This window comes from Candidatus Bandiella numerosa, assembly GCF_029981845.1.
Classification (GTDB): domain Bacteria; phylum Pseudomonadota; class Alphaproteobacteria; order Rickettsiales; family Midichloriaceae; genus Aquirickettsia; species Aquirickettsia numerosa.
The window spans coordinates 329,898-348,390 of sequence record NZ_CP104164.1; the positions used below are offsets into that span (position 1 = coordinate 329,898).

Sequence of the window (18,493 nt, forward strand, 5' to 3'; positions counted from 1 at the left end):
CCTCTATAAATACCGTTTAAATACTGTTTATAATATATTGTAGCTGATCTTAAAATACAAGGTAATCAATTTACAAATTCTTAATGATGGAAAATTTTATTGTATGAGGTCGAATGTTTTTTTTGGCAAATTTATATGAGTAATCAAAAGCAACCCCATATTTCTCAGTAAGCTTATAACTAACTTTGGCGTTAACTTTATTTTCAATTTTCTTTTTATCTAAAAGAGAATGATACTCAATATGCGATTTTAATTTTTCTTTTGTTTCATCGCCTAAATTCTTGCTAGATATTTTTTTTATAAATTGATGTGAAAGCGTATCTTTCAAAGGAATTTTTATATAAATGATTATGCTCGAGCGAAAATAATAAGCAAATTTCATCGGTTAATTTTAATCCTAAAATTAAAGTCATAAAAAATTCTTTATGCTTAATTTGTGGATTTACTCTGCCTGCCAACATTATTTCATAATAATTTTCTTTCAAATTTTTAAAATCAAATTTATTTGCATAGGATAAGCCTAACTTAAGAGAAGGATTAGAAATATCAGTACCTCCCTCCCCATGAATAGCTGCAGGAAATCCCAAAATAGAATCCACGGATACACGATGATTTCCTTTTTTATATAATAAAGTTCTAAGTCCAATCTCATAATCCACGCCTATGAAGTTCATCTTTCCTTTGTAGCGATTGAAAGGAATAACTTCAGCCTCTGGTGAAGTATTGTGACTTTTTTCTATTTTTTCTACATCTAAATCACTGTGAATTCTTTGAATATCTAATTTACTTACAAGTGTAAATCTGTCAGATAATCCCTTTTCTTTATATTTTGTTAAAATAAGTTTTTTTGTATCATCGTTGAAAAGCAAAACTCTATTATCATCAAAATTATAGTCAAACGAGCTCTTGTAACCTGGGTCTAATGTTAAACCGTACTCATCATATTTTTTATCTTTTTCCCTTTCCCAGGCATAGCCAAAAACTAATGCTGGAGAAAAAAACGATATAATCAATAAAATTTTTACGCTATTCTTTAAGAATCTCATTATTTATTTTCCTTCTAACTATCTCAAGTTGGATGCTAATCAAAGTGATGAAAATTGCAAGGAGAAATAACGAAAAAAACATAATAAATAGTGGATATAACATTGATTCGTGAATTTTAGGGCCATCAAATGTGAGCACACTACTTTTTTGATGTAAAGTTGCCCATAAATCCACTGAAAATTTGATAATGGGAAGATCTAGTAACCCCAAAATAGCAAATGTAGCTGCGATTTTTGCACTCCTTAATTCACTTTGAAAAGAATTTCTAACTAGAAAATACAACATCTCAAAACATAATAATACTAACATAGAGGTTAATCTTGCATCCCAAATCCACCACGTTCCCCATGCTGGTTTTCCCCAAATAGATCCAGTAATTAGAGTGCAGATTGATAAATAGATACTGACATAAGCGAATGACTTAGCAAAAATATCATACATTGGATTTTTTGAGACAAGAAACAGCAATGAAGATATCCCAAGTAAAAAATAAAAAAATATTGAAAGCCAGGCTGATGGAACATGTAGATATAATATTTTGACCAAATTCATTTGTAAATAATCATCAGGAGAATCGTAAAATATAACGTAAAACCCCCATGTAAAACAAATACATGATAAGGTAAAAGTAATTATGGAAATTTTAGTTAAATATTTTTTTAGGAATTGGTAATTTATCATAAAATGTAATTTAAATACTACTCTCCACCGCCTAATTGATGGACGTATACAGCTAACTGCCTAATTGTTGAATCAGATAATTTATCTTTCCAATATGGCATCACCCCGGCTCTGCCATTGTATATTACATCATAAATTGTGCTATAATCATCTCCATATAACCAAATTGCATCTTTAAGATTTGGCCCACCAAATTCCCTCACTCCCGTACCATCTTTTCCATGACATGATGCGCAATGCTCTTGATATAAAATATCAGCCTCATTATTAAAAGAATCTTTGTTATTTAAGTTTAATATATAATTGGTCAGCATATCAATTTGCTTGGACGTTAGTATTTTATCCTTACCAAATGCTGCCATTGCAGAATCTCTAGTTTCTTCATGGGGCGATCTTATTCCATACTGTAAAGTAGTGTATATGTCATCAATTTTTCCTCCCCATAGCCATGCTCCTGATGTTAAATTTGGATAGCCAACATTGCCACCTCCTCCGGTACCATGACAAACGGCGCAATTATTTTGAAATGCTGATTTTCCACCAGCGTTTGCAAATTTCATTAAATTTCTATCTTTCAGAATCTCCTCAAAACTACTAATATCAAATTGTTTTTGATATTTCCCCCTTATTTTTTCAATTTCCTCTACACCTTCGTTTAATTCTTTTTTAGAAGACCACTCTAATAAACCTTTTCCATTTGGTACTGGCCAACTAGGATAAAGAAGCCAGTATGTCAGTGCAAAAAATAATGCTATATAAAAAAACAACCTTAACCAAAATGGATCCGGATTATCATACTCCTTAATTCCATCCCATTCATGTCCAGTAGTTTCTGAAGCTTCCTTTTTTTTCATTTTATTCATTTTTTCTCGTTTAAAGGAATTTTGCTTAATAGCTCATACAATTTTTTGGACTTTGGTCGGAATATCCAGCATATCAACCCTGTAATGCTTAACCCTAAAAATGATAGCGTGATTATCTTAATGTAAAGTATTTCATTCATAAAATGCTTACCAATTTCTACCTTGATTACTACTCAAATCAATCTTATTTCCAAGGCCTTGTAAATATGCAACTAGTGCATCCATTTCTGTAATATGGTCAACTTTTCTATTGAATTTTCTAATCGCTACCTTCTCTCCATACCTTTTCCTAAATGCTACAATTGCATTACTATCCTGATTAATACCAAGTTGCACAGATATATCATTTTCATAATTCTCAATGTAGTCTTTTGTATACGGCATTCCTGAGAGCTTTAAGGCAGACATTTTATTTGGTATATCATCAATTTTCAGTTCTCTTTTTAACATAAATGAATACGCCGGCATAATTGATTCTGGAACTAATGATCGTGGGTTGTCTAAATGTTCTACATGCCAATCATCCGAATACTTTTCTCCAACTCTTGCTAAATCTGGGCCTGTTCTTTTTGAGCCCCAAGCAAAAGGATAATCATACATGCTCTCTACAGCTAGAGAATAATGCCCATATCTTTCAACTTCATCAGTTAATTTCCTTATTTGTTGACTATGACAGCCATAGCAACCCTCTCTTTTGTAAATAAAGAATCCTTGTAATTCAAGTGGGGTGTATAATCTAAGTTCTTCAGTTTTTTCCAGAGCTATTTCTTTTTTAAACAGAGGAAATATTTGAATAATAGCTCCAATCGACGTAACGACAATTGTTAATACTAATAATATGAAAATATTTCTTTCTATTTTACTATGGAAAGCACTCATAAATTAAGCCAAAATCCCTTTTGTATTTTTATGCAAATTTGTTTTTGCAAATTTATTATTTCTAATAGTCATAAAGGTATTATAAACCATAACTAAAGCTCCAAGCCAGAATAAAAATCCACCTATTGCCCTTATGAAATAATATGGGCTTAAAATTTTAACAATTTCAACAAATGAATATTTTAAAAATCCCATATCATCATAGCTTCTCCACATTAATCCCTGAGTTATTCCAGCAGTCCACATAGATGTAATATATAGCACTATTCCTATGCAGGCTAACCATAGATGAATGCTAATTAATTTTACAGAATACATATCCTTTTTACCCCATAAATCAGGTATCATGTGATATAATGCTCCAAAGCTAATTAGCGCAACCCATCCAAGAGCGCCAGAATGAACATGACTGATCGTCCATTCTGTATAATGACTTAGAGCATTGACTGATTTTATCGCCATCACAGGTCCTTCAAATGTACTCATACCATAAAAGGCCACAGCAATGATTAAAAATCTTAAAACAGGATCATCTCTTAACTTATGCCAAGCACCAGATAAAGTCATCATGCCGTTTACCATCCCTCCCCATGACGGTAGCCATAATATTATAGACATAGTCATGCCAAGCGTTTGAACCCAATCTGGCAAAGAAGTGTAAATTAAATGATGTGGTCCAGCCCAAATATAAATGAAAATCAGTGCCCAAAAGTGCAAAATTGAAAGTCTATATGAGTATATTGGTTTATTAGCTCTCTTGGGGACAAAATAATACATTATACCTATGAATCCTGCAGTTAACCAAAATCCTACTGCATTATGACCATACCACCATTGAATCATTGCAGATTGAACTCCGGAAAAATATGACACACTCCCTGGATCGGTTAATGATAATGGGATACTGATGTTATTGCCAACATGTAATACGGCAACCACAATTATAAAAGCAAGGAAGAACCAATTTGCGACATAAATGTGAGGTTCCCTCCTATTTTTCAACGTCATAATATAAACGAATAAATATAAAAGCCATGTGACAGTGAGTAGAACGTCTGCATACCACTCTGGTTCAGCATATTCTTTTCCTTGAGTGATGCCCATTACATATCCTGATGCAGCTAATAAAATAAATAATTGAAAAGAATAGAAAATAAAGCTGACAATTTTAGGAGAATATACACTGCTTTGACACGTTCTTTGTACAATATAAAAGGATGTAGCAAAAAGTACGTTTCCTCCGAAAGCAAAAATAACACCACTGGTATGAACAGGTCTTAACCTTCCAAAAGTAGTCCATTCTATACCAAAATTTAAGTCAGGAAACACCATTTGAAACGCTATAAATACCCCCATTCCCATTCCTATAATGGCCCAAAATAAGGAGGCGAGCGTAAACAATTTTATATTTTTATAGTCATAATTGACTATATTCATAAATAGTGCACATGAAATTTTCAGCTAAAGTAGCATAAGTTAAAAAAGTAAGCAATCAATAGAGTATTCGTGATTAGAAAATGGAGGAGTATTTTTGCCCCAAGTATCTGTTTAAAGCCGCACAAATGTTTAACCTGATGTGGTTATCTATGAGTTTCTGAAGGGTATTTTTGCTTTTTTATCGAATTGATCGCCGGAGATCATATAGGATATTTCATTTTCAACTTCATGTTCTTTAAGGTATTTGGCGCTCAATATTGTTTTATTAGACTCAAATTCCTTTGTTACCTTAAAAATATTATCAGAGATAGCTACAATTTGAGGTTGATGCGTAATCAAAATAACTTGCATGCTTTTTGATAACTCTTTTAAATTGATTCCAATCATTTTTGCAGTTTTACCGCCAGTACCTGAATCTATTTCATCAAAAATTATGGTCTTATTATCGTAATGATTACTTGAAATCAATTTCAAAGCCAGCATTATTCTTGAAATTTCACCACCTGAAGCAATTTTTTCAATGCCCTCAAAGTTTTGCTCAGGATTTGTTTTAATTAATATTTGCACATTATCAATTCCTTTTGGAGTTATTGATTCTGTACTCACTATATCAACTTTCAAATCCAGTTGCTCCATATTTAAATTTTTGGTAACCGCTAGCAATTTTTCTCTAAGTTTTTGTGAAGCTTGCCTTCTTAAATTGCTTAGTTCCTTAGCGTATTTAAAATAATTTTGCTTTAACTCCGTAATATTTTTTTCAACCAGCTCAAGGTTAAACGTTTCATCTTCTAAAGCTTGCAATCTCATTTTGGATAGCTCAATAATAGCAGGGAATTTTGAAGAATCTTCTTTGTACTTTTTTTCAGCTTCTTTAATTTTAAAGTATCTACTTTCAATTTCCTCTATATTTTCAGTATCATTTATTAAATTTTGGCTGATTCTAGTTATTTCATTATTGAAGGTCTCCAATTCTAAAATTATAGATTCTAAATTTTTGTCATAAGGAGTAAATGCATCAGTAAATCTATTTAGTTGCTTATGTATAGACCATAATTCTGATATTACATTGCTGTCACCCTCAATTAGCTTTTTTGAAACTAATTGACTTATATCTAGAATTTTTGAAAATTCTAACAGATTTTTCCTTTTTATAGCGAGCTCGTCTAACTCATTTTCTAAAGCAGCTAGTTCCTCTAAGTCCTTTATTTTATTTAAAAGGTAGGCTCTTTCATATTCATTTTTTTGAATATTACTTTGTAGCTCTTCTAACTTTTTTTTTAAAACTTGGATTTTTTGGTATATGATTTTAATGTTATTTAACTGATTTGAAGAATTGATGTAATTATCTAGTATATCAATGTGAGAACTCGAATCTAGCAATTTTACCTGATTATGCTGAGAGCAAATTTCGCATAGATACTTTTCTACAGCCTTGATATTATCAATTGTCGTTGGCTGATCGTTGATAAAAATCTTATTTTTGCTATCAGAACTAATTACTCGTCTGATTATTAATGTTTTTTCATTATTGTTAAGGAACCCATTTTCAAGTAAGTAATTTGTAACGTATTCATCACCAAAAATGTCAAATTCAACGGTTATTGATGTTGTCTTCGATTGATCCTTAATAACATTGGAATTAGCTTTTTTTGCAAATATAGAAAGTAAAGCCTTCAGTATAATCGACTTCCCTGCTCCAGTCTCACCAACTATACTTGTTAACCCCTTCTTAAAATTGATTTCTAAAAAATCTATAAGTATGAAATTTTTAATATAAAGGTTAACTAACATAGATAAATAATAATAACTTCAGACAATCTTACTGAAATATAGATAAAATTACAAATTTAATAGCATTATTGCTTGCTATTTAAAACTTCATCAATTTCTTTTTTAAGTTCTGTAACGCTAGTCTTTATATCATTTAATTGATCAAGCCCACTGTCTGTTTTTGTATTATTTGTATCTTTTTTTGTAGTAGAATCCCCACCTGTGACTTGATTAGTTAAAGAATTTATGCTTGCTGGTATATTGGAAAGATCTAGGTTTTTCAAATCTGGTATTTTTAAACTAAAATTCCCATGGCTTGCAACGCTCAAAAAGGAGTAAATGATACCTAAAATAATTAATGTCCTTATCCTCAAAAAAGCTAAAAATAAATTAAGCATAACTTAACATAAATGTAAAAATATTATATACATATAGAAGATAACAAAATAATTAAGATTAACAACATTAAAATTTGAGAAATGAAGGATAATAAAATATTCTCACTGGTTTTAGAGCCCAATCCGCTATTGCATAAAAAATCTGAGTTGGTCATGGATATTAATTCAGAAATCAAAGAATTTTCCAAAAATCTTGTTGCTACAATGGAGCATTATAAAGGTCTTGGTCTTGCTGCAGTTCAAGTCGGGGTGCTTAAAAAAATTATTGCAGTAAATATAAGCAATATTGGAAGAGATGGGGATGAGCCATTAAATTTAGAAGAAGGTCCCAGAGTCTTAATTAATCCAGAAATAATTGAAAAATCAAGTGACAAAAAAATCTATGCAGAGGGATGCCTCTCTTTTGGAAATATCTTCCCGGAAGTAGAAAGATTTAATAAGATAAAGGTTAGGTATTTAGATTTAGATGGTAAGGAAAATTTGTTAGAAGTTTCAGATAATATCATGTCAGCGTGCCTGCAACATGAAATTGACCATACGAATGGTATAGTTTTTTTAGACAGGCTGTCTAGAATAAAAAAAGACTTTATGATGAAAAAATACTTAAAATGGAGAAAAAATAACGTAAATTCTTAATTTGGTGATTCTGTGAGCTCTGGAGTTCTAGGTGTCAGAGTGTTTATGCAATAAAGCTAATTTTTGTTTATGGTTTATTTGCAGGAGTATCGGCATGATTTCTTAGAAATTCAATTAAATCAATTCTGTCCTCTAGTTTTTTTATTCCAGCAAATGCCATTTTTGTGCCTGAAACGTACTTTCTTGGAGATTTTAGATAATGAATTAATTCTTGAAAATTCCATATATCGCCAGAACTACCTTTCTGACTCATAGCGCTAGAATATGCAAAATCTTTTTTTGAGGCTACGGTACTATTGATAATATTCCATAAATTTGGTCCTATTTTATTTGCGTCACCTTTGTTGATTGTGTGACATATAGAGCATTTTTTAAATGTAGATTCTCCCTTTTTATAATCCGCCTTGTCAAATAATAATTTTAAATCTAGATTTTCTTCATTCACCTCATCTTCCTGTTTTGTATTATCATTTTGATTTTCTGGTACCTCAATTTTATACCCTCTTTTCTCAACTGAAATTTCAGGGTAGTAAATTAAATCTCCAATATTTATGCAAAAAACAATGGCAAAAAAGGCTAATGCAATAGAAAGTGCAATTTTATCAAATTCGTAATTATTCACTTATATAACATTTTTTAAATATTCTTTTTTTATCCAAGCTCTGAATTTAAAGCAAGTTTAATTTTCAAAATATCATTACTTAATATTTCGCTTTAGTGCCAACCAATCCCTTAGGCCTAAATCTTTTTCAAAATTTAAAAGATCATCATTGCTTTGTTTGCATGTTGCGTTATCCGGTATAATTAAATTTTCCAATCCTACGGCTAATGATGCAATTTGAACTCTGCATGCTTTTTCTAAATGATTAGTGTAAAACATTGCTTCGTGTATAGTTTTACCACAAGTTAAAGTTCCATGATTCCTTAAAAACATTACATATTTGTCTTCCAAATCTGATACAATATTTTTACCCGCTTCCTCTTGTAGCGTTAATGAATTATAATCATGATACTTTATGTTATTATAAAAATGTAACGCAAATTGACTTATTGGCAATAATCCTTGTTTCATCGCAGAAACAGCTACTCCGGGAATGGTATGAAGGTGAAAAATGGAATTTATATCGGATCTTCCTTTATAAATAAGTGAATGTATAATGTATCCCGTTTTGTTATATTGATATTCTTTTCCATGTAATACAGTGCCGTTAAAATCAACTTCTAAAAGAGATGAGGCGGTTATTTCTGCAAATAACATCCCAAATGGATAAATATAAAAGCTGTTTCCATCACTACTTCGTGCAGAAAGATGAGTATAAGTTAAGTCATCCATTTTCAAATAAGCCAAAATCCTATAAGCCAAAGCTAAATTTTCTTTTATAGTTTTATCAATCATATTGGTAAATTTAATTACGCTTTAACGGTCACATAACAATTTGGCGTTTCATATAATTTTATTTGCGAACACTGAACGGACTCACCTTTGAAAATTATCGGACAAACATTATATAACAAAAAATAAGCCATGTTTTCTGCGGTTGGATTAGTATCTAAATAAAATATTTTTTGGCCAGTAATTCTTGATATATTCTCGCCTAAATCTTTATCAGCTGCATTTAGTATGGCATTGTGGTCCCAATTATCATTTAACCACTTTAATAATTTTTGCTTAATGATGCTAAAATCAATTACCATTCCTAAGTTATTTAGTTCGCTAGATTCAAATGTTGCTTCTAGAGTGTATCTATGTCCATGAAGCATTTTGCAGTTTCCGCTATGTCCGATAATTCTGTGGGCAGAATCAAAGCCTAAAATTTGTGTACATCTCATTGCTAAAAGTCTTGTTATTTATATAGAGTTTAAGTTATGAATCATACATAAGTAATTAACATAATACAATAATATGCACGAAAATACTAAAAACCTACCACCGATTCAGATTTTTTTGGCAAATCCACGTGGATTTTGTGCAGGAGTTGAAAGAGCCGTAGAAATTGTAGAGCGTGCGATCTTAAAATATGGAGCTCCTGTATATGTTAGACATGAGATAGTGCACAATAAATATGTTGTTGAAAATCTTAGAGCAAAAGGTGCAATTTTTATTGAGGAAATTAGTGAGATACCTGAGGGTGCTGTGACAATTTTTTCTGCTCATGGAGTAAGTGAAAGGGTGGAAAATGAATCAAGATATAAGAATTTAAAAGTTATTGATGCTACTTGTCCTCTTGTTAAAAAAGTTCATCTTCAAGCTCAAAAATTCGAAAAAGAGGGAGACAATATTATTTTAATTGGACATAAAAATCATCCTGAGATTGAAGGGACGAGCGGTAGGATTAAACAAAAGGTTTTTATTGTTGAAAATATTGATGATGTAGAAAAAGTTCCTTATAAAACAGAAGATAGCATTTCTTATGTTACTCAAACCACATTAAGTGTTGATGATACCAAAAGCATAATTAAGAGGCTGAAGGATAAATTTCCCAATATTAAAGGGCCAGAGCTTAGTAATATATGCTTTGCTACACAAAATAGGCAGGATGCAGTAAAAAAACTTGCTATGATTGCAGATACTATTTTTGTTATTGGTGCAAAAAACAGTTCAAATGCGAATAGATTAAGAGATATTGCTGAAAATTTTGGGACGAAAGCGTATTTACTAAATGGAGAAGATGATGAAATTTTCAATTTACTTGATAATACTAAAGCTTTGGGAATAACTGCTGGGGCATCAGCTCCTGAGATTTTGGTCGAGAATTTGATTAGAAAAATTAAAAAAATCAAAGACGTGAAAATTATCAATCTAGAGGGTATAGAGGAAAATATTAAATTTAAAATTCCTAAAGAGCTGTAGAAGTGGCGCGTTTAATTCCATATTCAAAATTAAAATAATTAAGTAATTTTTATTAATAAGTGCTAATATTTTTTATAAAAAAATTTTTATTAAATTTAATTGATAAAATTAGTAAATATCTATTGACTAACCTGAAACTATTGCATATAACTTTCATACTAATTTCTTTGAAAAAGTGAATAAGATATTGTTTTTAACAACAAGCTGAGACAAAAATTACTCTATATGCGCTATTTGTAATAGCAAAATTATAATAAGAGTGTTTGGTGAATGCCTAGGCAACAAAAGGCGATGAAGGACGTAATAGGCTGCGATAAGCTACGAGTAGGTGCCAATAACCGCTAATTCGTAGATTTCCGAATGGGGGAACCCATCAAGTTTACTTGATATTTTAAGATGAATACATAGTCTTAAAAAGCGAACCTGGAGAACTGAAATATCTTAGTACCCAGAGGAAAAGAAATCAACCGAGATTCCGCTAGTAGTGACGAGCGAACGTGGAAGAGGCCAGTCTTTTAATAATTATAACTAGAATATTTTGGAAAAAATAATCATAGAAGGTGATAATCCTGTATAGGTAAAGATTATTAAAAGCTAGAGTAGGGCGGGACACGCGAAATCCTGTTTGAATATGGGGGGACCACCCTCCAAGCCTAAATACTATTTGTTGACCGATAGTGAACTAGTACCGTGAGGGAAAGGCGAAAAGAACCTCGATAAGAGGAGTGAAATAGATCCTGAAACCAAACACTTACAAGCTGTCGGAGCATGATTCTTTCTTCGGAAAGGAGGCGTGTGACGGCGTACCTTTTGTATAATGGGTCAGCGAGTTAGTGTATCTAGCAAGGTTAAGCCGTTAGGTGTAGCCGCAGCGAAAGCGAGTCTTAATAGGGCGAATATAGTTAGTTGCATTAGACCCGAAACCGAGTGATCTAGCCATGAGCAGGTTGAAGTTGGGGTAATACCCAATGGAGGACCGAACCCGTCAATGTTGCAAAATTGTGGGATGACTTGTGGCTAGGGGTGAAAGGCCAATCAAACTCGGAAATAGCTGGTTCTCCGCGAAATCTATTTAGGTAGAGCGTTGTTCGTTTATCATTAGGGGTAGAGCACTAGATAGGCTAGGGGGGCCAAAAGCCTTACCAAACCTAACTAAACTCCGAATACTAATGAGTATAGAACAGCAGACAGGCTATGGGTGCTAAGGTCCATAGCCGAGAGGGATACAGCCCAGATCATCATCTAAGGTCTCTAAGATATAATTAAGTGTGAAAGGATGTGAAGACGCCAAAACAACTAGGAGGTTGGCTTAGAAGCAGCCATCCCTTAAAGAAAGCGTAATAGCTCACTAGTCTATTAGCGACTTTGCGCCAAAAATGTAACGAGGCTAAAATTATACACCGAAGATATGAGTTTGTAGTATTTATACTATGAACGGTAGCGGAGCGTTGTGTAAGTCTGTGAAGGTGAATTGCGAAATTTGCTGGAGATATCACAAGTGAGAATGCTGACATGAGTAGCGTAAAGGAATGTGAAAAACATTCCCGCCGAAAGTCCAAGGGTTTCTGCGTAAAGTTAATCTTCGCAGGGTTAGCCGGTCCCTAAGATGAGGCTGAAAAGCGTAATCGATGGGAATCACGTAAATATTCGTGAGCCTGCTAAAAGTGACGAAATTTAGAAGTTGTACTGTGTTATTGGATTCATAGTGCAATCAAGAATTTCCAGGAAATAGCTTTAGCTTATAGACCGTACCCCAAACCGACACTGGTGGACAGGTAGAGTATACTAAGGCGTAGAGTGAATAATGTTGAAGGAACTAGACAAATTGCATCCGTAACTTCGGGAAAAGGATGACCTAGCGTAGGCAACTATGTATAGGTGGCACAAACCGGGGAGAAACGACTGTTTATCAAAAACACAGGGCTCTGCGAACTCAAAAAAGGAAGTATAGGGTCTGACGCCTGCCCAGTGCTGGAAGGTTAAAGTGAGATGTGCAAGCTTCGAGCTGAAGCCCCAGTAAACGGCGGCCGTAACTATGACGGTCCTAAGGTAGCGAAATTCCTTGTCGGGTAAGTTCCGACCTGCATGAATGGCGTAACGATTTCTCCATTGTCTCCAACATTAGCTCAGCGAAATTGAATTCTCCGTGAAGATGCGGAGTTCCCGCGGTTAGACGGATAGACCCCGTGAACCTTTACTATAGCTTTACATTGATATTAGGAATTGAATGTGTAGGATAGGTGGTAGACTTTGAAGTCACGACGCTAGTTGTGATGGAGTCATCCTTGAAATACCACCCTTTTGCTTCTTGATATCTAACCAAGACCTGTGAATCCAGGTCTGAGACAGTGTATGGTGGGTAGTTTGACTGGGGCGGTCACCTCCTAAAGAGTAACGGAGGTGTGCGAAGGTAAGCTCAAGCTGGTCGGAAATCAGCCCTAAGAGTGCAATGGCATAAGCTTGCCTGACTGCGAGACTGACAAGTCGAGCAGAGACGAAAGTCGGCCATAGTGATCCGGTGGTTCCGAGTGGAAGGGCCATCGCTCAACGGATAAAAGGTACTCTAGGGATAACAGGCTGATTTCCCCCAAGAGTTCACATCGACGGGGAGGTTTGGCACCTCGATGTCGGCTCATCGCATCCTGGGGCGGTAGTACGTCCCAAGGGTTGGGCTGTTCGCCCATGAAAGCGGTACGCGAGCTGGGTTCAGAACGTCGTGAGACAGTTCGGTCCATATCCGGTGCAGGCGATAGAGTATTGAAAGGAGTTCCCCTTAGTACGAGAGGACCGGGGGAAATGCACCTCTAGTGTACCAGTTATTGTGCCAACAGTAAACGCTGGGTAGCTATGTGCAGCGTGGATAACTGCTGAAAGCATCTAAGTAGGAAGCCCACCTTAAAATAATTTTCCACCACTTTAGTGGGTAAGATCACTAAGAACAACCGTTATATAGGCACTAAGTGTAAGCACAGTAATGTGTTTAGCTGAGGTGTACTAACCGATCGAGGGCTTGATAAAATTAACTTTATACTAGTGCGTATATAGTGTATTTGTTTGTGGAATTTTAAAAAACAATATTTTTTAAAAGCCTTGGTGTTTATAGCGTAATGGAACCACTCCGATCCATCTCGAACTCGGTTGTGAAACGTTACAGCGGCGATAATACTTTGTCTTACACCCATGGGAAGTTAGCACGATGCCATTAACTTTAAATATTTATTTTTCTATTAATTTTAATCGTTTACACAGATGATAAGTTACGCAATCGTATAAGCAAGCGGAAAAAATTCTGGATTGAACCAGGCAAATTTTATGACTTCAATTATATTGATTTAAATCCTGTTGTGATAAAATCTAAGGATTGTTAAGAGTGTTGCTGGTCATATGAATTTGATGAAATTCATAGTTGAAGATACGATACTAGGTGTTTAGAAAAAAGATAGTTATCGAAACAAGGGCTTAGGTAGTATGTTATTAAGAGAAATTGAAGATAGGTTCACTAACAAAGGATATAGTAATATTAATTTGATAACAAATCAATTTCAAGCAGCTGAGTTTTATAAAAAATGTGGATTTGAAGTAGAATTTATACGTGAAAATAAGGAAAATCCAAAATTAACAAAAACATTTTTTATTAAATATTTAAAATAACTACAATGAGTTAAACATAAAACGATTCAAAATGAGAAACTGTGTCATAATCAAATTTTCATTATTATACTAATTTTAAATATAATGTAAGATTTGGAAATGCAGTGTTGCCTCAAGTGGCGTTATTAAGATATCTAAAGAGTTTGGATAGTCAATTATAGAGATAATTTTGTGACGGTGCATAGCCGCCAGTGTTGCATTAACAAAATTCAATAATGGGTATACAATCATAAGCACAAAGGATATTAAGACTTTAAATACTTTACATGATTGTCGACTATTTGCATAAAATTCTTACTTTGCTAAAAATTCCTACAGTTCAAGCTCCTAAAAATGGTAACCACTATAATATTGGAGTTGCTGGGTCCATTTATTATTCCTTTAAGTATTCAAATTCCTTCATAGCTGGATGTAAATGACTTCCAACTGTAAAAATTCTTAATACTATCAGGGAGGTTTCATGTTATATGGTGCTATTTCTGCATTTTTAAATAATATTATCGAGGATATGTATGATGAGAAACCTTTTTTATAGGTCTATAAAATGATGGTAGTTGCTTTATTTTACTAATGGATTTGTACTATTAGTAGTTTAACTAGAGAAGCATCTCATGCATTAGTTTATTGTGAATGCTGAGATAAAGAGTATGGTTATAATTTTATACAAACATTGCCTACAGAGAGATTGCATTTTTCGCAGCTATGTTGCCGATAGGCCTATAACTCCCTATATCTGGAGTTCACTTCACTTATATTTCTGTACAATTATCAGTATACTTGTCGTACAATAATTCTGATGCTATAAAGCCTGATAACAGTGTTGCTGAAGATAAAGCCCCTATGACAATTCCATTATCTGTATAGTAATTATTGATACCACAGCATTGTCCACTAATTTTTACTACACTACCTATTAATGCCCCTAACCCAGTGAAAAGCCAGCATGCAGGTCCTGCGATTGAAATCAGGGAAGATAGTAGAATGATTCCTCCTATGGAATGATGCTCTTTGCACTTACTTGATAAATCATCGTTACAAATTTTTTGATAATTATTAGTTTCAACTTGGCAAGTATCTTTTTCAATTAAATTGCAAAAAGGATATGTGTAAGTAAAATCGCTATATTGAATTAGGTTCTTCGCTTCATCAACATTAAATTTTTTAGTAATTTCACATAGTGCAGTTTTGCCGTTAGTATCTTGTATAGTTGTATCAGCACCTTTTTTTAAAAGAAATTCGGTCATATTAAAATCTCTATAGTTTATTGCAATATTAATTGGTGCGCCATCAGGCTGACCATTACCATGAGCAATTGCATCTATATTAGCACCATTATTTAAAAGTAAATTTGCTATTTCAATATAATCCTCTCTGCAACATGTTGCTCCAGTTACATCTGCAAATTTAGCTCTTAATGCAACTTTATGCAGAGCAGTATTGCCATGCTCATCTACAAGTGTAACACTAGCACTATTATCTATAAGCATTTCTGTAATATTGAAATTTCCATATAATGATGACACCATCAAAGCGGTGTCTTTATAAACACCTGTTGAATCTATTTCTAACAGATTAGATAACTTTACGATTATATGTGACATTTGCTCGTTGTTTTTAGCAACGGCAAAAAACAACGGAGATACCGTTTCGCCAAAGATGGTATCAGCATATATACCATTATTGAGTGGTATTAAATTTTTAATATAGCACATTTCATTTATTAATGTGCTATTAGGATTGTTTACTAAAAATTCTGTCATAGATGCATAATCATCTTCTTTAATATATTGGCATAGTATTGTTGTATTAATCATTTTTAAAACTCCTTTTTTAATTCATTATGATCTCTCATAGATGTCACTACGTATCTAAATCTTTATTCAAACATTTTCATACTTCAACTGTGGATCTATGTATAAACACATCTTTTGATCCATTATCTGGAGCTACAAACCCATATCCTTTGGTAGAATTAAACCATTTTACTGTTTCTGTTGTTTTCGTATTACTTTTTTTATAAATTGTTTTTGTAGAGTTAATTAGAATTGCTAATCGCCATATTAGCTTAAAATTAATTATTTTCTATACTTTAGCATGTATTGATGTGACTTTCTTGTTTTTTTAATTTTTTCTATTTCATTTATTGCCTCATCATAAGAATCACAAGATTGAATAATCAAGTTACCTAATTTATTCTCCTTCCCCCCCTGAAGTGACCCTCAAAACATGGAGTGAAAGTTAAGCAACTTTGATAAAATAGAAACAAATAAGCAGGAGTTGCAAATGAATCCAAATACAAGAAAAAGATATAATGAAGAATTCAAAGTGGAGGCAGTGAAATTGGTAACTACGAGAGGATATAGTTTAACGCAGGCAGCTAAAAGTCTGAGCGTTAATATAGATTCAATTAGTGAATAAGGTTAAGAAGAAACATCGTCACCACGTATAGTATTTGCAGGGAACGGGAATATGAATGCTATAGATAAGGAAAAAAGGATTTTAGAATAGGAGATAAAAACTATAAGTGGAGTGAGATATATTAAAAAAGGAGCTGGCATATTTTGCGAATCCACAAAGGTAAAGTATGTATTTATAGATAGCACACAGTGGTAATTACAAAATTAACGATCTATGTAGAGCGTTAGAAGCAAAGGAAAGTGGATATTATGATTGGAACAAAAGTTAATAATAATGAAAAAACAGATATGAAAATCATAAAAAAGTAGCTAGCCAAATGAGGGAAAAATGATATCTTTTCTAAAAGAAAAAATAAATTTAGAATTACAACAAAAGCTGTTTAAAAGGATATTAAGATAGAGATAATATATTGAATAGAAATTTTGTTACAGGATGGGCTCCAATAAAGTATGGGTATCTGATATCACCTAGATTCAAACGGAACAGGGATGGGGTCTATTTATGTATTATCCTAGCTCTTTTTTCTAGAAAAATAGTTGGTTAAGGAATGTAGTAATAGAATAAATAACGAGTTGGTAATGTATGCATTTTTAAAGGCCTATTGGGAAAGAAAGCCACAAAAAGGATTGATATTTTATTCTGGTAGAGGTTCACAATATACATCTAATGATTTTCAAAAAGTTTTTTACCATCAGCCTATTGCCATAATTTTTATTATACTCTTAAGTGAGCAAATAAAATTAGCATCCTCACAATTTTGATTTTTGCTTCATATAATCTTTTATTTCTTCTTTCAACCATCCAACGATTCACTCCTGAGTGAATTGCATTGCAAGAATTTCCTCTCTTTTTACCTTCACTTTATTAATTTATTTAATATCCTTTCAAAAATAGCTTTTATATTGTTATTATCCATGAGATTGATTAAGGTTTTATTGGATAAATCTTGATCGAGTGGTATCTGTTCTATAAACTTTATCTTCTTATCTTCACAATAACTTGGCAAACTATTTTTGCCAAAAATATATTCATTTGCACCACTTGCCGAATTGGTATAGTACGCCATATTTTCAATAACTCCCATTATATCTATTTTTAGTTTAAAAAACATATCCACTGCTTTAAATGCATCTATCAACGCAAGTTTTTGAGGAGTTGTAATCACAATTGCTCCATCTATAACATAGTTTTCAGCAATACTTAAATGAATATCTCCTGTGCCAGGTGGCGTATCAACTATTAAATAATCTAAATCACCCCATGCTGTCATTTTAAAAAGTTGGTGCACAGCCTTTGTAAGCATTGGTCCCCGCCAAATCAATGCAGAACCCTCTGGGACTAAAAATCCCATAGACATCAAACTTATTTTAAATTTTTTATGGGGCTGTAATAAACCTTCTACAACCTCAGGCTTATGATTGATTTCAAAAATTCTTGGGATAGACGGACCATATATATCAGCATCAAGTAATCCAACTTTATATCCTAATTCTACAAGTGCAATTGCTAAATTAGCTGCAATTGTAGATTTTCCTACTCCGCCTTTGCCAGAGGCTACTAGAAGTATCTTTTTAACATTTTCAAGTTTTATTTTCTGTTTTTGTTGTTTACCTGTAAACATTATTGTTAAATGCACTAAGTTGATGTGAGCCCATGCTAACACAATTTTATAGCTAGCCCGAGTTAAAATTTAAATATTTTTTATTTTGGCTATACGAATAGAATTACAAAAATTTTTATGGAAACGTTTTGTAATTAGAAAATCTACTTTGGAGGCTTCAACTGAAGAACTTTGCCTTTATTTTTTGAGTGCTATCTTATACAAATTGCCTAAAATAATTTAACATTTAAATTGAGTCTTT

At 32.9% G+C, this 18,493-nt stretch carries 17 protein-coding genes, 2 rRNA genes and 1 pseudogene; 6 read left to right on the forward strand and 14 right to left on the reverse strand.

The window, feature by feature from the left end:
• Window positions 1-70 precede the first annotated feature (70 nt).
• From N3Z17_RS01575 to N3Z17_RS01610, 8 genes are all read right to left on the reverse strand, one after another.
• A complete protein-coding gene (locus tag N3Z17_RS01575) occupies window positions 71-328 on the reverse strand; it encodes a hypothetical protein (RefSeq protein WP_282472269.1) in 258 nt (85 codons plus the stop codon).
• Window positions 285-1,046: a hypothetical protein gene (locus tag N3Z17_RS01580; protein ID WP_282472270.1), complete on the reverse strand. Its 762-nt coding sequence runs from the start codon at window positions 1,044-1,046 to the stop codon at window positions 285-287. Before N3Z17_RS01580 ends, N3Z17_RS01575 begins: the two co-directional genes overlap by 44 nt.
• Window positions 1,027-1,776, reverse strand: a complete 750-nt coding sequence (gene ccmC, locus N3Z17_RS01585; protein ID WP_345799033.1) for a heme ABC transporter permease CcmC — start codon at window positions 1,774-1,776, stop codon at window positions 1,027-1,029. The genes N3Z17_RS01580 and ccmC overlap by 20 nt, the downstream gene beginning before the upstream one ends.
• Window positions 1,746-2,591, reverse strand: coding sequence for a cytochrome-c oxidase, cbb3-type subunit III (gene ccoP / locus N3Z17_RS01590; RefSeq protein ID WP_282472271.1), 846 nt, complete (start codon window positions 2,589-2,591; stop codon window positions 1,746-1,748). Before ccoP ends, ccmC begins: the two co-directional genes overlap by 31 nt.
• A 147-nt stretch (window positions 2,592-2,738) precedes the next feature.
• Window positions 2,739-3,470, reverse strand: coding sequence for a cytochrome-c oxidase, cbb3-type subunit II (gene ccoO / locus N3Z17_RS01595; RefSeq protein ID WP_282472272.1), 732 nt, complete (start codon window positions 3,468-3,470; stop codon window positions 2,739-2,741).
• A 3-nt stretch (window positions 3,471-3,473) separates the two neighbouring features.
• Complete coding sequence (gene ccoN / locus N3Z17_RS01600) at window positions 3,474-4,907, reverse strand: cytochrome-c oxidase, cbb3-type subunit I (protein ID WP_282472273.1); 1,434 nt, start codon at window positions 4,905-4,907, stop codon at window positions 3,474-3,476.
• Between the two features lie 147 nt (window positions 4,908-5,054).
• Entirely contained in the window at window positions 5,055-6,698 is a 1,644-nt protein-coding gene (locus tag N3Z17_RS01605; RefSeq protein ID WP_282472274.1) for a DNA repair protein RecN, read from the reverse strand.
• Window positions 6,699-6,763: 65 nt separating this feature from the next.
• Complete coding sequence (locus N3Z17_RS01610; RefSeq protein ID WP_282472275.1) at window positions 6,764-7,075, reverse strand: hypothetical protein; 312 nt, start codon at window positions 7,073-7,075, stop codon at window positions 6,764-6,766.
• Window positions 7,076-7,156: 81 nt separating this feature from the next.
• Here N3Z17_RS01610 and def point away from each other — a divergent pair, with 81 nt between their 5' ends.
• Entirely contained in the window at window positions 7,157-7,711 is a 555-nt protein-coding gene (def, locus tag N3Z17_RS01615) for a peptide deformylase (protein ID WP_282472276.1), read from the forward strand.
• A gap of 67 nt (window positions 7,712-7,778) precedes the next feature.
• Here def and N3Z17_RS01620 read toward each other — a convergent pair whose 3' ends face one another.
• The 3 genes from N3Z17_RS01620 to N3Z17_RS01630 all read right to left on the reverse strand — a co-directional run bounded on the left by N3Z17_RS01620 (window position 7,779) and on the right by N3Z17_RS01630 (window position 9,541).
• A complete protein-coding gene (locus tag N3Z17_RS01620) occupies window positions 7,779-8,333 on the reverse strand; it encodes a c-type cytochrome (protein ID WP_282472277.1) in 555 nt (184 codons plus the stop codon).
• 75 nt (window positions 8,334-8,408) lie between these two features.
• Window positions 8,409-9,107, reverse strand: a complete 699-nt coding sequence (locus N3Z17_RS01625) for a class II aldolase/adducin family protein (protein ID WP_282472278.1) — start codon at window positions 9,105-9,107, stop codon at window positions 8,409-8,411.
• Window positions 9,108-9,121: 14 nt separating this feature from the next.
• Window positions 9,122-9,541, reverse strand: a complete 420-nt coding sequence (locus tag N3Z17_RS01630) for a 6-pyruvoyl trahydropterin synthase family protein (protein WP_282472279.1) — start codon at window positions 9,539-9,541, stop codon at window positions 9,122-9,124.
• A gap of 103 nt (window positions 9,542-9,644) precedes the next feature.
• Here N3Z17_RS01630 and ispH point away from each other — a divergent pair, with 103 nt between their 5' ends.
• The 4 genes and pseudogenes from ispH to N3Z17_RS01650 all read left to right on the forward strand — a co-directional run.
• On the forward strand, window positions 9,645-10,562 hold the full coding sequence (ispH, locus tag N3Z17_RS01635) for a 4-hydroxy-3-methylbut-2-enyl diphosphate reductase (RefSeq protein WP_282472620.1): 918 nt from the start codon (window positions 9,645-9,647) through the stop codon (window positions 10,560-10,562).
• A gap of 243 nt (window positions 10,563-10,805) precedes the next feature.
• Window positions 10,806-13,577: ribosomal RNA gene (locus N3Z17_RS01640) — 23S ribosomal RNA — on the forward strand.
• Between the two features lie 74 nt (window positions 13,578-13,651).
• Window positions 13,652-13,767: ribosomal RNA gene (gene rrf / locus N3Z17_RS01645) — 5S ribosomal RNA — on the forward strand.
• A 245-nt stretch (window positions 13,768-14,012) separates the two neighbouring features.
• Window positions 14,013-14,213 (forward strand): annotated as a pseudogene (locus N3Z17_RS01650) (GNAT family N-acetyltransferase); the annotation flags it as partial.
• A 749-nt stretch (window positions 14,214-14,962) separates the two neighbouring features.
• Here the strand turns inward: N3Z17_RS01650 and N3Z17_RS01655 are convergent.
• The gene (locus N3Z17_RS01655; protein ID WP_282472280.1) at window positions 14,963-16,027 is read right to left on the reverse strand and encodes an ankyrin repeat domain-containing protein; all 1,065 of its coding nucleotides are present in this window, start codon (window positions 16,025-16,027) and stop codon (window positions 14,963-14,965) included.
• 76 nt (window positions 16,028-16,103) lie between these two features.
• Complete coding sequence (locus tag N3Z17_RS01660; protein WP_458693336.1) at window positions 16,104-16,292, reverse strand: cold-shock protein; 189 nt, start codon at window positions 16,290-16,292, stop codon at window positions 16,104-16,106.
• 204 nt (window positions 16,293-16,496) lie between these two features.
• Here N3Z17_RS01660 and N3Z17_RS01665 point away from each other — a divergent pair, with 204 nt between their 5' ends.
• Complete coding sequence (locus N3Z17_RS01665) at window positions 16,497-16,631, forward strand: transposase (RefSeq protein ID WP_282472281.1); 135 nt, start codon at window positions 16,497-16,499, stop codon at window positions 16,629-16,631.
• Window positions 16,632-17,487: 856 nt separating this feature from the next.
• Here the strand turns inward: N3Z17_RS01665 and N3Z17_RS01670 are convergent.
• A complete protein-coding gene (locus tag N3Z17_RS01670; RefSeq protein ID WP_282472282.1) occupies window positions 17,488-18,252 on the reverse strand; it encodes an Mrp/NBP35 family ATP-binding protein in 765 nt (254 codons plus the stop codon).
• Window positions 18,253-18,493: the final 241 nt, after the last annotated feature.